Raw genomic sequence first — 19,093 nt, forward strand, 5'->3', positions numbered from 1 at the left:
AAGTCCCCGCGAACGGTGACCGACGCCAGCGGTTCTCCGGCCCTCGCCTCCCTACGTTGGAAGGTGACCCCGAAAGGCAGGAACCCCGATGCGAGCACGCGACCTGATGACCGCGCCGGTGATCACCGTGCATCCCTGGACGTCCGCGAAGGAAGCGGCCGGACTGCTGGCCGCGCACGGTTTCACCGCGCTGCCCGTCGTCGACGACGATGACCGGCTGGTCGGCATTGTCACCGAGGCCGACCTGATCCGCGGCCGCATCCCGGCCGATCCCCGTTACGTCCACGAACCCCGCGAAGCCACGGCGGGCAAGCCGGTGGGCGACCTGATGACCAGCCCCGCCACCGCCATGGACGGCGGCACCGACCTCGCCGAGCTGTGCCAGGCGCTGGTGGACGCCCGGATCCGGGCGATGCCGATCGTCGACGGCGCGGCCGTCATCGGCATCGTCACCCGCGGCGACATCGTGCGCGTCCTCGCTCGCGATGACAGCGAGATCGCCCGGGATGTCAAGCACCGCTTGGAAATCTACGGCGGGAGCGGCCGCTGGCAGGTCGGTGTCCGGGACGGGTTCGTGCACATCACCGACCGGTTCGACGACGACACCGACCGGCACGTCGCCCAGCTGCTGGCGCTCGCCGTGCCGGGCGTCGTCGCCGCCGACACCGCTTACGCGGGTGAGGAGCAGACACGATGACCGCACACGACCCGAGGATCACCGTCGGCGTCGACGGTTCGGCGGGCTCGGCCGCCGCTGTCGCGTGGGCGGCGAGGATCGCCTCGCTGCGGCACCTTCAGCTGAAGATCGTCCACGGCCTGCAGATCGCCGGGCTCTACTACGGCGGCGGCATGACCGGCATCGGCGCGGCGACGCTGTTCGAGGCGGTGCAGGCCGACGGCGAACGGGCCGTCGCCGAGGCCCGCGCGCTCGCCGCGTCGATCGACGAACACCTGGTCGTCGTGACCGAGCTGCGCAACGATCCGCCGGTGCCGACGCTGATCGAGGAGTCCCGGCACGCCCGGATGCTCGTCGTCGGCCGGACCGGCCGCGACGGGTTCGCCGACATGCTGATCGGCGGCACCGCGGCGGCGGTCGCCGGGCACGCGCACTGCCCGGTCGCTGTCGTCCGCGGCACGCTCAGTCCGGGCAGCGGACCGGTGGTGGTCGGCATCGACGGCACGCCCAACAGCGAACAGGCCGTCGCGATCGCGTTCGAGGAGGCTTCGCTGCGCGGTGTTCCGCTGGTCGCGGTGCATGCCTGGAACGACGTCACCTATGAGGACGCCTTCGGCAGCGCGCGCATCCTGACCCAGCCGGAATCCCTCGAAGAGGGGGAGGAACGGCTGCTGGGCCAGCGGCTCGCGGGGTGGCAGGAGAAGTACCCGGACGTGGAGATCCGGCGCCTGCTCGTGCGCGACCGGCCGCGGCACGCGCTGCTGGACCTCTCCGCGGAAGCGCAGCTGGTCGTCGTGGGCAGCCGGGGCCGTGGCGGGTTCACCGGCATGCTCCTGGGTTCGACCAGCCAGGCGCTGGTCCAGCACGCCGGCTGCCCGGTGCTCGTGGTCCGCCCGGAGCCGGCGGCATGACCGCCGTCGACGAACGCCCGGACGTCCTGGACCGCACCGAACTTGCGCAGGTGGATGCCCTCTGGCGGGCCGCGAACTACCTGTCGGCAGGCCAGATCTACCTGATGGCCAACCCGCTGCTGCGCGAGCCGCTGCGGCCCGGGCAGGTCAAGCCGCGGTTGCTCGGGCACTGGGGGACCTCACCCGGCCTGAACTTCGTCTACGCGCACCTCAACCGCGCGATCCTCGCCCACGACCTCGACGCCATGCTGGTCACCGGCCCCGGCCACGGCGGCCCGGCCCTGCTGGCCAACACCTGGCTCGAAGGCAGCTACACCGAGGCGTGGCCCGAGGTGACGCAGGACGCCGCAGGGATGGCGGAGCTGTTCCGGCAGTTCTCCTTCCCCGGCGGGGTGCCCAGCCACGTCGCGCCGCAGGTGCCCGGCTCGATCCACGAAGGCGGCGAGCTGGGTTACTCGCTCGCGCACGCCTTCGGTGCCGCGTTCGACAACCCGGGCCTGCTGGTGGCGTGCGTGGTCGGCGACGGCGAGGCCGAGACCGGACCCCTTGCGACATCGTGGCACGCCAACAAGTTCCTCGATCCCGTCCGCGACGGCGCGGTGCTGCCGATCCTGCACCTCAACGGCTACAAGATCGCCAACCCGACCCTGCTGTCCCGGATCCCACCGTCCGAACTGGACGCTTTGCTGCGCGGCTACGGCTACGCCCCGATGTACGTCGAAGGCAGCGACCCGGCGGCGATGCACCAGGCGATGGCCGCCGCGCTCGACTCGGCCGTCGCCGACCTCGGCCGCCGTCCGATGATCGTGCTGCGCAGCCCGAAAGGCTGGACCGGTCCGTCCGTTGTGGATGGTGTGCCGGTGGAGGGCACGTGGCGCGCGCACCAGGTCCCGCTGTCGGAGGTCCGGACCAACGCGGATCACCTGAAGCAGCTGGAGGACTGGCTGCTCTCCTACCGTCCCGCGGAGCTGTTCGACGAGGCCGGCCGTCCGGTCGCCGACGTCACGGCGATGATCCCGGCGGGACAGCGGCGGATGGGTGCGAACCCGCACGCCAACGGCGGCGTGCTGCTGCGGCCGTTAACGGTGCCGGACCCGGCGGCCCACGCCGTCGCGGTCACTACACCGGGCGCGACAGCCGCCGAGCCGACCCGGGTGCTGGGCCGGTTCCTGCGGGACGTCTTCGCGCTCAACGCCGACCGGGCGAACTTCCGCCTGTTCGGCCCGGACGAGACGGCGTCCAACCGCCTCGACGCGGTCTACGACGTCACCGCCAAGCAGTGGCAGGCGGGCGTGGCGCCGGTCGACGAGCACCTGGCCCGCGACGGCCGGGTGCTGGAGGTGCTGTCGGAGCACCTGTGCCAGGGCTGGCTGGAGGGCTACCTGCTGTCGGGCAGGCACGGGTTGTTCTCCTGCTACGAGGCGTTCGTGCACATCGTCGACTCGATGGTCAACCAGCACATCAAGTGGCTGCGGGTGCACCGGCAGATCCCGTGGCGGCGCCCGGTGGCGTCGCTGAACTACCTGCTGACCTCGCACGTGTGGCGGCAGGACCACAACGGGTTCTCCCACCAGGACCCGGGTTTCGTCGACCACGTCGCGAACAAGAGCGCCGAGGTCGTGCGGGTGTACTTCCCGCCGGACACCAACACGCTGCTGGAGGTCGCGGCGCACTGCCTGCGGTCCCGGGACTACGTGAACGTGATCGTGGCGGGCAAGAACGACACGCCGAACTGGCTCGACGCCGAGCAGGCGGCGCTGCACTGCGCGCGCGGGGTGAGCATCTGGGAGTGGGCGAGCACGCACACCGACCGCGAGCCCGACGTCGTCCTCGCCTGCGCGGGAGACGCACCCACGCTGGAGGTCATGGCCGCTGCGAAGATCCTTCGGCAGCAGCTGCCTTCGCTGGCTGTGCGTGTGGTGAACGTCGTGGATCTCATGCGCCTGCAACCGGAGTCGGAGCATCCGCACGGACTTTCGGACCGGGAGTTCGATGCGCTGTTCACCCCGGACCGCCCGGTGATCTTCGCCTACCACGGCTACCCGTGGCTGATCCACCGGCTGGCCTACCGCCGGGCGAACCACGCCGGGCTGCACGTGCGCGGCTACACCGAGCACGGCACGACGACCACGCCGTTCGACATGCTGGTGCTCAACCACCTGGACCGGTTCCAGCTGGTGATCGACGTGCTCGACCGCGTCCCGGGCCTCTCCGCGACGGCCGGGGTCCTGCGGCAGAAGATGACCGAGGCCCAGGGACGGCACCGGCGGTGGATCCTGGCCCACGGCGAGGACCTGCCGGAGATCCGGAACTGGACGTGGGAAGGCTGACGATAGGTTCTGGTTCGTGACCGAACCTGCGCACGTGACCCGGACCCGGGCTTCCTACGACACGATCGCCGACCGGTATGCCGAGGCGCACCGCGACGCGCTGGCGGGCAACCCGTGGGACCGCGCGATGCTGGCCACGTTCGCCGAGCTGGTCGGCACCACCGGCCCGGTCGGCGACCTGGGCTGCGGCCCGGGCCGGATCACCGGACACCTGGCCTCGCTCGGCCTGGACGTGTTCGGGATCGACCTTTCCCCGGGCATGGTCGACGCGGCCCGCCGGGCGTGTCCCGGACTGCGGTTCGAAGTCGGCTCGCTGGAGGCACTGCCGCTGGACGACGGGACCCTGGCCGGCGCGCTGGCGTGGTATTCGCTGATCCACACCCCGCCGGAGGTCCTGCCGGCGGTGCTGGCAGAGCTGGCGCGGGTACTGGCCCCCGGCGGACGGCTGCTGACGGCGTTCCAGGTCGGGGACGAGCGGCTGAGTGTTTCGCAGGGCTTCGGCCGCGAGGTCTCCCTCGACGCCTACCGCCTCCGGCCGGACTTCGTGGCCGAGCTGCTCACCGGCGCGGGGCTGGAACTGGAAGCCCGGCTGGTGCGGGAGCCACTGCCGTCCGAGAAGGTGCCCCAGGCCTACCTGCTGGCCCGCAAGCCCGCCTGACCCTTGCCACACTCCGCCTTTCCCTGGCTGTGAAGGACACGCGAGGCTAAGCGACAGCCGGGGAGCGGGTGACCGGACGTCATGAACGAGTCGTTCACCTCGTCTGACGTCATGAACGAGTCGTTCATGACGTGGAGGAGCAGGCTCGCCGGGTCCGGTCTCCGGGGCTGCCGGCTCACGCTGAGCTGAAGGGCACCTTCCTCTCATCTGGTGCACTGATGGGCACTTTCCTTGCGTCACATGCAAGGAAAGTGCCCTTCAGCACCTGGGACGCGAGGCTAGGCGACGGCCGGGGCCGCGGTGACGTTCACCGCCGGCAACTCCGCGAACTCCGCCGGCCGGTGGGTCACCACCAGTGCCGACCGGCCCTCGGTCGCCGCGAGGATGTCCGCCGCCAGTGCCGAGGCCGTCGGGGCGTCGAGGTGGGCCGTCGGTTCGTCCAGCAGGAAGATCGGGCGGTCCGACAGCACCGCGCGGGCCACGCCGATGCGCTGGCGCTCGCCGCCCGAGACCGGGGTTCCGTGGGCTCCCAGCCGCGTGTCGAGGCCGTCCGGCAGGTCGGACAGCCACCGCGAAAGCTGCGCCCGGCCGAGCGCCGTCCGCAGCTGCGCGTCCGAAGCGTCCGGGCGGGCCAGGCGGAGGTTCTCCCGCAGCGTGCTGTCGAACAAGTGCGTTTCCGGGCCGCACCAGGCCACCTGCTCGCGGACCGAATCGCCGGTGAAGGTCAGCGTGTCCACGCCGTCGAGCAGCACCCGGCCCGCGGCAGGGTCGAGGTGGCGCATCAGGGCCGCGAGCACCGTGCTCTTGCCCGCTCCCGACCGGCCTGTCAGCGCCAGGCGCGTTCCGGGGCCGATCCGCAGGTTCACGTCCTCGACCGCGTCGACGGCGGAAAACGGCCAGCGCAGCGTCAGCTGCGACGCCGCCAGCTCGGCCGCCGCCGGGGCCGTCGCGCCGGCGGCGGAATGCGGTGCCGGGAGCGCGGACAGCTCCGCCAGGCGGCGCGCGGACGCCGACGCGCCGAGCAGCCGCTGGGCCGCCTCGGGCAGGCCCGCCACCAGTTCCGCGGTCGCGAGCGGCAGCAGCGCCAGCACCGCGAGCGCCGGGCCCGGGACCGCCGCCACGATGCCCAGCACCAGGCACGCCACCGACGTCAGCCCGACGCCCAGCGTGGCGACCCCGGCACCCAGCCCGCGCCAGGCCGCCGAGCGGCGGCGGCAGGCCGTCAGGACCGCGTCGAGTTCGCGCAGCCGGGCGTGACGGCGGGCCGCCGCGTCGTGGCTGATCAGGTCGGGTGACGCCTGCAGCAGCTCCACCGTGCCCGCCGTGAGGTCCGCCTGCAGCCGCGCGGTCGAGCGCTGCGCCCGGCGCGAGGCCGCCGCCGCGACCGCGGGGGCCACCACGCCCGCCGTTACCAGGCCCAGTGCCGCCGGCAGGAAGGCGGCGGGCAGGATGACGCCGAGGGTGGCCGCGGTCGCCGACAGCACCACGACCGCCGACACGCCCGGGACCAGGCCGCGGACCAGCACGTCCTGCTGGCTGTCCACATCGGACACCAGCCGGTGCAGCAGGTCGCCGCGGCGCAGGCGGGCCGTGCCCGCCGGGCCGATCCGGACCAGCTGCTCCCACACCCGCACCCGCAGTTCCGCCAGCGCGCGCAGGGCGACGTCGTGGGACAGCAGCCGCTCGGCGTACCGCAGGATGCCCTTGGCCAGGCCGAACGTGCGCACCGCGACGATCGCCACCATCAGGCTCAGCACCGGCGGGTGCAGGGCCGCGCTCGCGATCAGCCACGACGACGTCCCGGTGAGCGCGACGCCGCAGCCGAGCGCGGCCGTCGCGGCCAGGCACGCCAGCGCCAGCCGCAGCCGGTGCGGCCGCACCGCCTCCAGCAGCGGCCGCCACCGTGGAACGTCCACAATGGACGCGGTGACGGCCGGGGTTGCGGCCGGTCGCGAAACCGGCTGCGGCGCAACGGCATCCGGGACAGCAGGCAAAGCGACCGGCTCGCCCAGGGAGATCACCCGGTCGCAACGGGCCAGCACCGCGGGGTGATGGCTGACGATGACGGCGGTCCGCCCGGACAAGACCTTCGGCAGCCGATCGAGGATCGCCGCCTCGGTCTCCGCGTCGACCCCCTCGGTGGGTTCGTCCAGCAGGATCAGCGGCCGGTCCAGCAGGACCGCGCGGGCCAGCGCGACGCGGCGGCGCTGCCCGGTCGACAGCCCGGCGCCGAGTTCACCGACCACAGTGGACAGCGGGACGTCGAGCGCGGCGGTGTCGGCGGCGGCGAGCACGGCGTCGCCGGGCGCGTCGGGGGAGCCGAGGCGGATGTTCTCCGCGACCGTCCCGGCGACCAGGTGCGGCTGCTGCGGCACCCAGGCCACGTGCCGGTGCCAGGTGGCGCGGCCGATGTCAGCGAGATCGGTGTCGCCGATCAGGATCCGGCCGCGGTCGGGACGTCGCCAGCCCAGCAGCAGGTCGAGCAGGGTCGACTTGCCCGCGCCGCTCGGCCCGGTCACGCCGACGACCTCACCGGGCGGCAGACGAAGGCTGAAGCCGTCGAGGATCGGTCCTGAGCGGCCGTCGACCGTGACGTCTTCGCAGCGCAACGCCACGCGCGCCAAGTCGGGCACCACAGTCGAACCATGGTCGTCCGACGGCGTGTCGGCCAGGGCGATGATCTCCTCCGCGGCGGCGAGGCCTTCGGCGCTGTCGTGGAACCGGGCGCCGACCGCCCGCAGTGGCAGGTACACCTCCGGCGCGAGGATCAGCACCACGAGCGCGGTGCGCAGGTCGAGGCCGCCGGCCAGCAGGCGCAGGCCGACCGACACCGCGACCAGGGCGACCGACAGCGTCGCGAGCAGTTCGAGGGCGAGCGCGGAGAGGAACGCGACACGCAGCGTCCGCATGGTCTGCGTGCGGTACCGGCCGGTGATCTCCCGCAGTGACCGGATCTGCGCGCGGGCCCGGCCGAACGCGGTCAGCTCGGCCAGCCCCGCGACGAGGTCGAGGAAGTGGTGGCCCAGCACCGAAAGCGTCGCCCACTGGCGCCGGACGTCGCGCTGGGTGTAGAGGCCGATGAGGATCATGAACACCGGGATGAGCGGCACCGTGAACCCCACGATGACCGCGGCGGTCCAGTCGGCGAGCAGGATCCGCACCCCCACCACCAGCGGGACGACGGCCGCGATCAGCAGCTGCGGCAGGTACCGCGCGAAGTAACCCTCCAGCCGGTCCACGCCGTGCGTGGCCAGGGCGGCGACCTCGGCGGGGGAGCGGTTCGCCCGCCGGGGCCCGATCCGCAGCGCGGCCGCGATCACCGTCTCCCGCAGCTGCGAGAGGGCCCGAGCGGCGGCGCGGTGCGCGGTCGTTTCGGCGAGCCACGTGATCCCTGCCCGCGCGAGCACGACCAGCAGCAGCATCCCGACCGGCACGAGCAGGGCAGGCAACGGCAGGCCGTCGAGGAAGGCCCACGTGATCGTCTTCGCGAGCAGTTCGGCTTGGGCGAGCACCAGCATCGCGGTGAGCGCGCCGAGTGCGGCGCAGGCCAGGACGAACGGCCGGACCGCGCTCGCGTGGCGCAGCAGCCGCGGATCGAGGGGCTTCACCGCGGCAGTCCCGCGCCGGTCGGGATCGACGCGCGGGTGATCCGCTTGCGGAACACCCAGTACGTCCAGGCCTGGTAGGCCAGCACGATCGGGGTGAACGCGACGGCGACCCAGGTCATGATCTGCAGCGTGTACGGCGTCGACGACGCGTTGGTCGTGGTCAGGCTGAACGCGGGGTCGGTCGTCGAGGGCAGCACGTGCGGGTACAGCGACCAGAACAGCGTGAAGGTGACGGCGATGATCGCCCCGGCGGTGCTGGCGAAGGCGAACCCGTCGCGCTCACCGGCGCCGAACAGTACCGCGGCGACCAGCAGCAGGGCCGCGACCAGCGAGGTCAGCCAGGCCCAGCCGCCGTGCTCGATCGCGGTGTAGGCGAGGAAGATGCCGCCGAACACGATGGCCGTGCCGCCGAGCGCGCGGGCCAGTGTCCGGGCGCGGTCGCGCAGGGCGTCGGTCGTCTTGAGGGTGAGGAACACCGCGCCGTGGAAGGTGAACAGGCTGAGCGTGGCCAGCCCGCCGAGCAGCGCGTAGGGGTTGAGGAGGGTGAAGAACGTGCCGGTGAAGTGGTGCTGGGCGTCGAGCGGGACGCCGTGCACGATGTTGCCGAACGCCACGCCCCACAGCAGCGCGGGCGCGGCCGAGCCGAAGACGATGATCCAGTCCCAGGTGGTGCGCCAGCGCGGGCTGTCGATCTTGCCGCGGAACTCGAACGCCACGCCGCGCAGGATCAGCGCGACCAGCACCAGCAGCAACGCCAGGTAGAAACCGGAGAACAGGCTCGAGTACCACAGCGGGAACGCGGCGAAGGTGGCGCCGCCGGCGACGAGCAGCCAGACCTCGTTGCCGTCCCAGACCGGGCCGATCGTGTTGATCAGGACGCGGCGGTCGGTGTCGTCGCGGCCGAGGACGCGCAGCAGCGTTCCGACGCCGAAGTCGAAGCCTTCCAGGACGAAGTAGCCGGTCCAGAGGACCGCGATGAGCAGGAACCAGATGTCGGTGAGGGCCATGACGGGTCTCCGGCGGTCAGTAGGCGAAGGCCGCGGGGCGCGGCTCGGCGTCGTCGTGCGGGACTTCCGGCGGCGGGGGCCCGGCCTTGGCGTAGCGGACCATCAGCACGCCGTCGACGACCGCGAGGACGCCGTAGAGCACGGTGAACACGATCAGCGAGGTCAGCACGGTCCCGGCGGACACGGTGGGGGACACCGAGTCGGTGGTCTTGAGCACGCCGAACACCGACCACGGCTGGCGGCCCATCTCGGTGAAGATCCAGCCGACGCTGTTGGCCAGGAACGGCAGCGCGATCCCGGCGGTGGCGGCCGGGAAGAACCAGCGGCCGCGCGGGGTCCGCCCGCGGCGGAACAGCCAGAGCCCGACGGCCGAGAGCAGCAGGCACAGGAACCCGAAGCCGATCATCAGGCGGAACGTCCAGTAGCTGACCGGGATGTCCGGCCGGTATTCGCCGGGTCCGTACTGCTGCTGTTCGGCGGCCTGGAGGTCGTTGATGCCCTCGACCCGGCCGTCGAGCTTCCCGGTGGCCATGAAGGAGAGCACGCCGGGCACGCGGATGCTGAACTTCTCCTGCGCGCCGTCGAGCGAGCCGATGGTGAACAGCGAGAAGGACGCGGGCGCGACGGTGTCGTAGAGCGCTTCGGCGGCGGCCATCTTCATCGGCTGCTGCTGGGTCATCAGCCGGGCCTGCAGGTCACCGGTGACGATGACGCCGAGGCTCGCGATCAGCACGGTGACCAGGGCGAGCTTCATCGACGGCCGGTAGACGTCGACGTTGCGCTGCCGCTTGATCTGCCAGGCGCTGATGCCGGCGACGAACATCCCGGCGGTGAGGAAGCACGCGGTGATGGTGTGGGCGAACGCGCCGACGGCGGTCGAGTTGGTGAGCACGGCACCGAAGTCCTTCAGTTCCGCGCGGCCGGTGGTGGGGTTGACCGCGTAGCCGACCGGGTGCTGCATCCAGGAGTTGGCGGCGAGGATGAAGTACGCCGAGAGCACGGTGCCGATCGAGGCGAGCCAGATGGTGGCCAGGTGCAGCCTTTTCGGCAGCTTGTCCCAGCCGAAGATCCACAGGCCGAGGAAGGTCGATTCGAGGAAGAACGCGAGCAGGCCCTCGATGGCCAGCGGCGCGCCGAAGATGTCGCCGACGAAGGTGCTGTAGTCGGACCAGTTCATCCCGAACTGGAACTCCTGGACGATGCCGGTCGCCACGCCCATGGCGAAGTTGATGAGGAACAGCTTCCCCCAGAACTTCGTCATCCGGCGGTACTTCTGGTTTCCGGTGCGCACCCAGGCGGTCTGCATCCCGGCGACCAGGAAGGACAGCCCGATGGTCAGCGGGACGAAGAGGAAGTGGTAGACGGTGGTGATCCCGAACTGCCACCGCGCCAGGTCGAGGTTGCTCATCGGTTCTCCTGCTCGTTCGCGGTCACCCGGCGAGCATCCGGCGCGGAGGCCGTCGCGGCTTAGGGTCCTTGGTCACTTCCGGGACGGTCCCGGGTCCCTGCCACCGGGGGCCCTGTGGTCGTAGGCTGATCTGCGTCGAGCCAGTCAAGGAGGCCGGAGATGCTTCGCGTGTTTCTCGTCGACGACCACGAGGTCGTGCGCCGTGGTGTGGCCGACCTGCTGGACGAGGACGAGCACCTCACCGTCGTCGGCCAGGCGGGCAGCGTGTCGCAGGCGCTGGCCCGCATCCCCGCGCTCGACCCGGACGTGGCGGTGCTGGACGTGCGCCTGCCGGACGGCAACGGCATCGAGCTGGCCCGCGAGCTGCGCTCCAAGCTGCCCGACCTGAAGTGCCTGATGCTCACCTCCTACACCGACGAGCAGGCGATGCTCGACGCGGTGCTGGCGGGGGCGAGCGGGTTCGTCATCAAGGACATCAAGGGCATGGACCTGGTCTCGGCGGTCCACGACGTCGGCGCGGGCAAGTCCCTGCTCGACGCGCACGCCGCGGCGGCGCTGATGGCGAAGCTGCGGGACAGCCAGGCGAAGAAGGGACCGCTGGCCGACCTCTCGGACCAGGAACGGAAGCTCCTGGAGCTGATCGGCGAGGGCCTGACCAACCGCCAGATCTCCGAGCGGATGTTCCTGGCCGAGAAGACGGTGAAGAACTACGTCTCCCGGCTGCTGACCAAGCTGGGCATGGAACGCCGCACACAGGCCGCGGTCCTGGCCACCGAGCTGCGCAACCAGGACCGCTGACCGGCGCTCAGGCGCTCAGCCGGTCCGGCTCCAGCAGGACGTCGGTCAGGGAACGCCGCGGTGTCCACGGCACCGGCGTGCCCCGGCCGAGGCGCAGCACGATCTGCGGCCACAGCCCGCCGCCGAGGAGCTGGCGCAGCTCCGCGCGCACGGGGGCGACCTCGACCGGCTGGGAGATGAACGACGCGTCGAAGCCCGCCGCCGTCGCCGTCAGCAGGACCCGCTGCATGGCTTGACCCGCCCGGAGACGGTCCAGCCGGGTGTCGTCGAACGAGCCGATCACCACCACCAGCGGCTCGGAGTCCTCGCGGCGGCCGCGGGGCCGGGAGCCGAAGTCGCGCAGGACCCAGCCGCCGTTGTCCGACGGCATCGCGCCGGCCGCGTACTCGGGCACGCCGTCGCGGCTGCCCGGGTCGCGGGCGGTCCACTGCCGCCATTCGGCCAGGAACGCCGGGTCGGCGAGCTGGGCGTGGTGGCCCTTGTGGACCAGCTCGCGCAGCCGTTCGCGCTGGACGGCGTCCAGGCGCGGCAGCCACGCCTGCTCGACCTCGGCGGCGTGCCGCAGGCCGGCCACCACCGACGCCGGGATCGGGACGGCGGCGAACGGCGTCCGGTTGGTGTGGCGGCGGGGGATCGCGTCGGCCAGCGCCACCATGCGGGGATCGGGGCGGCGCGCCGCGAACGGCCGGACCACGGCCAGCAGCGTGGGATCGTCGCGCCGGGGGAACAACGTCGTCGCCGGGTGGGCGCCCAGCGCGTGGATCGCGGCGCGCAGGTTGAACAGGGCCGCGCCGCAGGACAGCAGCAGCTCGCGCTGGTCGGCGTCGGCCACCGGTAGCGCCCGCTCCGGATCGGCGTGCAGCTCGAGGCCCGCGGACGTGCAGCGGAACCGCCAGGGCTGCGTATTGTGCGTCGACGGCGCGAGGACTGCCGCGCCGAGGACGGACTTCACCTGATCGGGGTCCAGCAGGCCGATCGAAGTGATGGGTAGTGTCATGGTTTCCCCTCGTGCCGCCGGGCGGGACACTGGTGGTTCGAAAGCTTGGTTCGACGGTCTCTCGCGCCGCAGTCCTGCGGAAAGGGGACAAAGTCACCGATGACGCGGAGGACGTGGTGAGCGAAGCCGGGCAGGAACCGCGGCGGATGGCGGGCACGTTGTCCGGGCTGCGGCTGCGTGAGCTGCTGCGTGACCTGCAGGACCGGATCGAGCTGCTGATCGGCACCCGCGACAAGATGGACGGCCTGCTCGACGCCGTCCTGGCCGTGGCGTCGGGGCTGGAGCTGGACACGACGTTGACGCGGATCGTGCAGGCGGCGATCGAGCTGGGCGAGGCGAAGTACGGCGCGCTCGGTGTGCTCGCGGAGGACGGTTCGCTGTCGGAGTTCCTCTACCTCGGGATCGACGACGAGACCCGGCGGCTCATCGGTGACCTGCCCGAGGGGCACGGCGTGCTGGGTGTGGTCATCGACGAGGCGAAGCCGCTGCGGCTGGAGGAGATCTCTGCGCACCCGGCGTCGGTCGGGTTCCCCGCGCACCACCCGCCGATGCACTCGTTCCTCGGGGTGCCGGTGCGGGTGCGCGACGAGGTGTTCGGCAGGCTCTACCTGACCGAGAAGAAGAACGGGGAACCGTTCACCGACGACGACGAGGTCGTCGTGCAGGCTTTGGCCGCGGCGGCCGGGATCGCGATCGAGAACGCGCACCTGTACGAGCAGGCGCGGGTGCGTCAGCAGTGGCTGGCCGCGACCAGCGAGGTGACCACGGAGCTGCTCGGCGGCACCGACCCGGTCGAGGCACTGAACCTCATCGCGAGCCGGGCACTGGAGCTGACCGGCTCGGACGTCACGCTGCTCGCGCTGCCCAACTCCGGCCGCCTCGACGTCGACGAGGACTGGGGCGAGGACGTCGACGACCTGACGGTCACGGTCTGCGCCGGCACGCGCGCGGCCGAGCTGGCCGGGCTGCACATCGACCTCCACGAGAGCGTGCCGGGCTCGGTCTACCGCGACCGGACGCCGCGCAGCGTGCCCGACCTGACCGTGCGCGAGCACCGCTTCGGCCCGGCGATGGTCGTCCCGCTGCGCGCGGGCGACCGCACCACCGGCGTGCTCATCGCGGCCCGCGAGCGCGGATCGGGCTCGTTCGAGTCGGCCCAGCTGCCGGTGGTGGCCTCGTTCGCCGACCAGGCGGCGCTGGCGTTGCAGCTGGCGGCCCAGCAACGGGCCGCGCGCGAGCTGGACGTGCTGGGCGACCGCGACCGGATCGCCCGCGACCTGCACGACCACGTCATCCAGCGGCTGTTCGCGGTCGGGCTGTCGATGCAGAGCACCCAGCGGCGCACGAAGTCCCCGGAACTGCAGCGGCGGCTGGGGGAGAGCATCGAGCAGATGCACGAGATCGTCCAGGAGATCCGCACGGCGATCTTCGACCTGCACGGCGGCGCGGCGGCCGAGACGGGCCTGCGGCTGCGCCACCGCCTGCACGACGCGATCGCGGAGCTGACCGACGACGCACCGGTGCAGCCGACGGTGAGCATGTCCGGCACGCTCGACACGCTGCCCACGCAGCTGGCCGAGCACGTCGAGGCGGTGGTGCGCGAAGCGGTGAGCAACGCGGTCCGCCACGCGAACGCCACGACGTTGTCGGTGACGGTCGCGGTGAAGGACGACGTGATCCGCGTCGTGGTGGCCGACGACGGCCGCGGCCTGGCCGAGGAGATCTCCCCGAGCGGCCTGGGCAACCTCCGCGACCGCGCGGAGGCCGTGGGCGGCTCGTTCTCGCTGGGCAGCGGGCCCGACGGCGGTGTCAAGGTGGAGTGGACCGCCCCGGTCGGCCGGTGACTTGCTCCGCCCGGGCTCAGCGGTTGGGCTGAAAGGGACTTTCCTGGCGTCTGACGCGACGAAAGTCCCTTTCGCTGCGCGGTATGAGACGAAAGCGCCTTTCAGCCAACCCGGGCACCCCGCAGGCGCCCTGCCTCTCCCGGCCCGGTTGCGGGGCCGCTGCCGGGAGAGGGTCGGGGGGGGGGGTCAACGGGGGTTAGATGTGTTTTTCAACCCCCAAACCCCCCGCCGCCCGGGGGCGGGGGTGGTGAGGAACAACCGGTTTACAAAAATTGTAACACCCCCCCCACAACCCGCGGTCGGCCGGTGACCTAAGTCCTCACGGTTCAGGTAGTCCGGCCGCGGCGCCGGACCCCGTCGGCCAGGTCTCCTTGTGGTGCGGCTTCCGGCTGCCAGACCCAAGGAGCGGCCCGTGCGTGTGCTGACCCTGAACCCCGGTTCGTCGAGCATGAAAGTGTCGCTGGTCGACGGCGGCACCGGCGTCGGCTGGGCGGCCTGGGACATGACCGCTCCCGGCGCGGTCGCTCATGCGGTCGCGCGATGGTCCAATGTGGACGCTGTCGCCGTCCGGTTCGTCCACGGCGGCTCGCAGAAGGCCCCGGCTCGCGTCGACGACGCGCTGCTGGCGAACCTCGAACGGCTCACCTCACTGGCGCCGAACCACCAGCCCCTGTCGCTGCAGGTCACCCGCGAGGTCCGCCGCCTGCTGCCGGACGTTCCGGTGGTCGCCTGCTTCGACACGGCGTTCCACGCCCGGATGCCCGAAGCCGCGGCGCGGTACCCGCTGCCCCGGTCGTGGACCGCGCAGAACCGCTTGCGCCGCTACGGTTTCCATGGCCTGTCGTGCCAGTACGCGCTGCGCCGCACCGGTGAGCTGCTGGGCCGGGACCCGGCGGAGCTGCAGCTGGTCTGCGCCCACGTCGGCGCCGGGGTGTCGGTGACCGCGATCCGCGACGGCCACGGCGTCGACACCAGCATGGGTTTCACCCCGCTGGAGGGGGCGATGATGGCCACGCGGTCGGGTTCGGTCGATCCGGGCCTGCTGCTGCACGTGATGCAGACGGCGCCGATGAGCCCGGCCGAGCTGGCCGACGCGCTGTTCCACCGGTCGGGGCTGGCGGGGATGACCGGCACCGACGGCGACCTGCGCCGCGTGCTTGCCGCTGCCGCCCGCGGTGAGCAGGACGCGTCGGTGGCACTGGAGGTCTACCGGCACCGGCTGTGCCGGGAGATCGGCGCGGCGGCGATGAGCCTGTCGCGGCTGGACGCGGTGGTGTTCACCGGCGGCGTCGCCGAGCACCAGCCGTCGGTGATCACCTCGGTCCTCGACGGCCTGGGTGTGCTCGGCCTGCGGGCCGGGAACGTCCCGCACACCGACGTCGACCGGATCGTGACGGCAGAGGATTCCCCGGTGCCTGCCCTGATCGTCCTGCCCCGGGAAGACCTGGAGCTGGCCCGCGGCGCCGAAGCGGCGCTCGCCCGAGTATCCGTGAGGTGAGAGCATGCACGTCCTGCTGACCGAGGCGTCCTTCGGGGACGCCGACTTCCTCGTCCAGCCCCTGCGTGACGCCGGCTGCCTGGTCAGCCGCTGCCACACCCGCGCCGGGCTCTGCCGCGCGCTCGCCCCAGGGGCCTGCTGCCCGCTCGACGAGCCGTTCGCCCAGCCGGACCTGGTCGTCGGTGTGCGGGGTCAGGAGCCCGAGCTGACTGCCCGGGAGTACGGCGTCGTCTGCGGAGTCCGTGACCGCGTGCCGGTCGCGCTGGTTTCCCCGGACCCGGACGTCCGGCCCGAGGTGCCGCCGGGGCTGGCGAACCGGGTCACCGTGATCGACGTCGAGGGCCTGCTGGCCACCTGCCGGGCCGCGTCGAGAAGTCTCGGCATCCCGGTCGCCGGCGGATGACGCCGCCCGCGTTCCGCTGGGACGGCTCGTCCCGTGCCGTCCTCGGCGACGCGCTGCTGCGCCTCGGCCCGAACCGGTGTGTCGCGGAGGTCCGGCCGGACGAGGTGGTGCTGACCGAGCCGCCCGCCCGGCGCGACCGGGCGGGCACCGCGGCACTCCTGGAATGCGGAGCGGCGCTGTCGACGGTCTGGACGGTCGTGCGGGTGCTGGGCCGCGAACCGCTGGTGAGCTTCCGGGCCGACCCGGACCGGCCCGACGTCGTGGCCGTCGTCGGGGCCGGTGCACCCCGCGGCCCGTCGACCGCCGAGTGGGCGCGCTATGCGGCGCTGCGGAAGGTCGGCGAACCCCCGCCGGACGGCCTGCGGCCGGTCAGCCTGGCTGTCCTGGGTGCGCTGGGCGGCGAGGACTTCTGGCCGGAGACGGCGGTCCGGATCGTCCGTCCGGAATGGACGGCGGTCCTCGCCCAGCTCGGCGCGGACCTCACCGGGCGCTCGGCCCTGCTGGTCACCACGACCGGCGACAGCCGCCGCCACCACGTCCTGGCCGGCGCCGCCCTGCACACGACCCGGCTGGCCGCGGCCACCCGCGGGTTCGCGTCCCGTGCCGTCCCGCTGCCGGTCCTGGCACCCGCCGAACGGGCCCGCCACGCCGAAGTCCTGCCCGGCCTCCCGCAGGGACTGCTGCTGGTCGGCCTCGCCACGGCGAAGCGGAGGAACTCCCGCTGACCACCCCTGAAGCCGCACCCGGCAGCGGTCTTGCAAGTTCGGCTACGTGATCGGGTCAAGCCGGTGCGCCGCTTCGGGAGTGATCACCACTACCGGGCACCGGGAGTACCGCACGCACTCCCGTCCGACGCTGCCCAGCACCAGGTCGGCCAGCGCGCCTCCGCGGTGGGCGCCGAGGACCAGCAGGTCGGCGTCCGCCGATGCCGTCACCAGCTCCGTTGCCGGGTCGCCGTGGACCGTGCGGGTCTCGAGGGTTGCCTTCGTGCCGATGCCCAGGCTCGCGACGTGCCCGGCCAGGGAACGGCCCTCCTCGGGCAGCCTTCCGTGCGGAAGGAACGCGAACGATGTGCCCGGCAGCAGGTTGCCGCGGGGGCGGACGAGGATCGCGCGGACCGTATCGCCGTCGTGGGCGCCCGTCTCCAGTGCCCACCGCAGTGCCGCGTCGCCGCGGGGCGTGCCGTCCGTGCCCACCACGAGCACACGGCCGGTTCCTGTATCCATGATGTGCCTTCTTTCCAACAGGTGCTGGGGCGATCCTGCGGCCGGGGGCGCGGCCGCGGGTAGGGACGAATTCCGCCGGAGCGGGGGACTTTGTGCTCCGGACCTCGTCGAGGTCTTTGGTCCTCACCGGTCGTGACGCGTGGCCGTCGCGGGGGAGCCGGGGCGCCGGTGATGCTGGCAGCGCCCGTCACCCAGGAACCGGAGCCGACGATGAGCCGACCACTGCCCAGCGTGCTCGACCAGGCACTCGCCTCGGCCGTGCGCGCGCCCTCGCCGCACAACACCCAGCCCTGGCGGTTCGCTGTCGAGCACGAGACCGTCGAGGTGTGGCTGGACCGCGACCGCGTCCTCGCCGTCGCGGACCCGCACGGGCGGGAAGCCCGGCTCGCCTGCGGGGCCGCCGCCTTCAACCTGCAGATCTCCTTGCGGGCCAACGGGATCGCCGCCGTCGTGCGACTGCTGCCGGACCCGGCCGAGCCGGACCTGGTCGCGGTGATCCGGCTGGACGGCAACGAAAAGGCGACCGCGGCCGAGCGCCGGCTCGCCGAGTCCGTCTTCCGGCGGCACACCAACCGGCGGCCGCTGCTGGACAAGGAGGTGCCGCCCGCGGTGCAGGCCGCGCTGCAGGCGGCCGCGCTGAGCGAGGGCGGCCGGGTCGAGTACCTCGGCACGTCCGGCCGGTACACGCCGGTGGCGTCGCTGGTCCGGCAGGCCGAAGCACTCCAGGCGGGCGACGACGCCTTCCGCGCCGAAGCCGCCTTCTGGACCCACCGCGCACCGGACAGCCCCGACGGCGTGCCGAAGATCGCCTCCGGGCCGCCGCCGCACGGGCACGGGATCGTGTCGCTGCGCGCGTCCCACGAAAACCGGGACCTGCCGTCCCGCCAGTACGAGCGGGAACCGCTGCTCGGCGCCCTGCTGACCCGCGACCGCGGCCCGCACGCGGAGGTCCGCGCCGGGATGGCGATGCAGCGCGTGCTGCTCACGGCCACCGCCGAGGGACTGGCGACGTCATTCCTGTCCCAGCCGTTCGAAACCCCGCACACCCGCGCGGCACTGGACCGCCTGTTCACCGGGATCGGCCAGCCCCACACGCTGCTGCGCATCGGCTACGGCTACCCGACGCGGCTCACGGCCCGCCGCCCGGTCGGGGAGGTGCTGACCCACCGGGTCGGCCCGGCGAGCTGACCAGGGAACCGGGCAGAGGCGGCCGGTGGCCTCCGGTGGCGCGCAGGACGTCCTGGAACGTCACCATCCCGACCACGTGCCGTCCTTCGACGACCGGGGCCGAGCGCACGCCCGCGCCGGACATCTGCCGCGCCAGCTCGCGCACCTCCGTGTCCGCCGTCGCGACGAAACCCGACGTGCGCATGACCGCCGCCGCCGTGCGGTGGCCCGCCAGCAGCACGCCCGTGTCCGGATCCCCCGGCGGCGGCGGGACGCGCAGGATGTCCTCTTCGGACAGCAGGCCGAGCAGCCGCCCGTCCGCGTCGACCACCGGCATGGTCGTGAAGCCGTGGCCGGTCATCGTCGCGGTCGCTTCGTCGAGCGTGGCCGAGGGGGACAGGGCGAACGTCGGCGTGGTCATGATGTCGCGTGCTCGCATGGTCCGACCATCCCGCCGCGGCGCGCGGTGCCACAGGGTCCTAAGTCCCCGCCCCGGGCGCCGACGGGCCCCGGAACGGGGTCCAACGCCTCTTCGGCGGGACGCCGGTCCCGGTGATCCTGG

The 19,093-nt window shown here is 72.7% G+C and carries 16 protein-coding genes; 10 read left to right on the top strand and 6 right to left on the bottom strand.

Translation table 11 applies throughout. The features are described from left to right. The first annotated feature begins 88 nt into the window (after positions 1 to 88). From ABJI51_RS02775 to ABJI51_RS02790, 4 genes are read left to right on the top strand one after another with little or no spacing between them, the layout of a single operon-like run. Positions 89 to 697 carry a CBS domain-containing protein gene (locus ABJI51_RS02775; RefSeq protein WP_348947310.1) on the top strand — a complete coding sequence of 203 codons (609 nt, stop codon included), beginning with the start codon at positions 89 to 91 and terminating at the stop codon, positions 695 to 697. Next, the gene (locus tag ABJI51_RS02780; protein WP_348947311.1) at positions 694 to 1,587 is read left to right on the top strand and encodes a universal stress protein; all 894 of its coding nucleotides are present in this window, start codon (positions 694 to 696) and stop codon (positions 1,585 to 1,587) included. The genes ABJI51_RS02775 and ABJI51_RS02780 overlap by 4 nt, the downstream gene beginning before the upstream one ends. Next, positions 1,584 to 3,917, top strand: coding sequence for a phosphoketolase family protein (locus tag ABJI51_RS02785; RefSeq protein ID WP_348947312.1), 2,334 nt, complete (start codon positions 1,584 to 1,586; stop codon positions 3,915 to 3,917). Before ABJI51_RS02780 ends, ABJI51_RS02785 begins: the two co-directional genes overlap by 4 nt. Positions 3,918 to 3,933: 16 nt before the next feature. Continuing rightward, positions 3,934 to 4,575, top strand: a complete 642-nt coding sequence (locus tag ABJI51_RS02790) for a class I SAM-dependent DNA methyltransferase (protein ID WP_348947313.1) — start codon at positions 3,934 to 3,936, stop codon at positions 4,573 to 4,575. 278 nt (positions 4,576 to 4,853) lie between these two features. Here ABJI51_RS02790 and cydD read toward each other — a convergent pair whose 3' ends face one another. From cydD to ABJI51_RS02805, 3 genes are read right to left on the bottom strand one after another with little or no spacing between them, the layout of a single operon-like run. Beyond that, complete coding sequence (gene cydD, locus ABJI51_RS02795; protein ID WP_348947314.1) at positions 4,854 to 8,183, bottom strand: thiol reductant ABC exporter subunit CydD; 3,330 nt, start codon at positions 8,181 to 8,183, stop codon at positions 4,854 to 4,856. After that, entirely contained in the window at positions 8,180 to 9,190 is a 1,011-nt protein-coding gene (gene cydB / locus ABJI51_RS02800) for a cytochrome d ubiquinol oxidase subunit II (protein WP_348947315.1), read from the bottom strand. The genes cydD and cydB overlap by 4 nt, the downstream gene beginning before the upstream one ends. Before the next feature lie 16 nt (positions 9,191 to 9,206). After that, on the bottom strand, positions 9,207 to 10,598 hold the full coding sequence (locus ABJI51_RS02805; protein WP_348947316.1) for a cytochrome ubiquinol oxidase subunit I: 1,392 nt from the start codon (positions 10,596 to 10,598) through the stop codon (positions 9,207 to 9,209). Between the two features lie 159 nt (positions 10,599 to 10,757). Here ABJI51_RS02805 and ABJI51_RS02810 point away from each other — a divergent pair, with 159 nt between their 5' ends. Beyond that, complete coding sequence (locus ABJI51_RS02810) at positions 10,758 to 11,396, top strand: response regulator transcription factor (RefSeq protein ID WP_348947317.1); 639 nt, start codon at positions 10,758 to 10,760, stop codon at positions 11,394 to 11,396. A gap of 7 nt (positions 11,397 to 11,403) precedes the next feature. Here ABJI51_RS02810 and ABJI51_RS02815 read toward each other — a convergent pair whose 3' ends face one another. Further along, positions 11,404 to 12,393, bottom strand: a complete 990-nt coding sequence (locus tag ABJI51_RS02815) for an Acg family FMN-binding oxidoreductase (protein WP_348947318.1) — start codon at positions 12,391 to 12,393, stop codon at positions 11,404 to 11,406. 146 nt (positions 12,394 to 12,539) lie between these two features. Between ABJI51_RS02815 and ABJI51_RS02820 the strand changes: the two genes are divergently transcribed. The 4 genes from ABJI51_RS02820 to ABJI51_RS02835 all read left to right on the top strand — a co-directional run bounded on the left by ABJI51_RS02820 (position 12,540) and on the right by ABJI51_RS02835 (position 16,863). Continuing rightward, complete coding sequence (locus tag ABJI51_RS02820; RefSeq protein WP_348947666.1) at positions 12,540 to 14,237, top strand: GAF domain-containing protein; 1,698 nt, start codon at positions 12,540 to 12,542, stop codon at positions 14,235 to 14,237. 412 nt (positions 14,238 to 14,649) lie between these two features. Next, positions 14,650 to 15,735 carry an acetate/propionate family kinase gene (locus tag ABJI51_RS02825; RefSeq protein ID WP_348947319.1) on the top strand — a complete coding sequence of 362 codons (1,086 nt, stop codon included), beginning with the start codon at positions 14,650 to 14,652 and terminating at the stop codon, positions 15,733 to 15,735. A gap of 4 nt (positions 15,736 to 15,739) precedes the next feature. Further along, positions 15,740 to 16,138 carry a hypothetical protein gene (locus ABJI51_RS02830; protein WP_348947320.1) on the top strand — a complete coding sequence of 133 codons (399 nt, stop codon included), beginning with the start codon at positions 15,740 to 15,742 and terminating at the stop codon, positions 16,136 to 16,138. Further along, entirely contained in the window at positions 16,135 to 16,863 is a 729-nt protein-coding gene (locus ABJI51_RS02835) for a hypothetical protein (protein WP_348947321.1), read from the top strand. Before ABJI51_RS02830 ends, ABJI51_RS02835 begins: the two co-directional genes overlap by 4 nt. Before the next feature lie 42 nt (positions 16,864 to 16,905). Here ABJI51_RS02835 and ABJI51_RS02840 read toward each other — a convergent pair whose 3' ends face one another. Next, entirely contained in the window at positions 16,906 to 17,364 is a 459-nt protein-coding gene (locus tag ABJI51_RS02840; protein WP_348947322.1) for a universal stress protein, read from the bottom strand. 210 nt (positions 17,365 to 17,574) lie between these two features. On the opposite strand from ABJI51_RS02840, the gene ABJI51_RS02845 reads away from it, so the two are divergent. Continuing rightward, complete coding sequence (locus tag ABJI51_RS02845; RefSeq protein ID WP_348947323.1) at positions 17,575 to 18,552, top strand: Acg family FMN-binding oxidoreductase; 978 nt, start codon at positions 17,575 to 17,577, stop codon at positions 18,550 to 18,552. Here the strand turns inward: ABJI51_RS02845 and ABJI51_RS02850 are convergent. Then, positions 18,494 to 18,970 (bottom strand): CBS domain-containing protein, encoded by a 477-nt coding sequence (locus ABJI51_RS02850; RefSeq protein ID WP_348947324.1) that lies wholly within the window; start codon positions 18,968 to 18,970, stop codon positions 18,494 to 18,496. The two genes, ABJI51_RS02845 and ABJI51_RS02850, sit on opposite strands and share 59 nt — an antisense overlap. Positions 18,971 to 19,093 lie beyond the last annotated feature (123 nt).

This window comes from Amycolatopsis melonis, from assembly GCF_040064235.1.
Classification (GTDB): Bacteria; Actinomycetota; Actinomycetes; order Mycobacteriales; family Pseudonocardiaceae; genus Amycolatopsis; species Amycolatopsis melonis.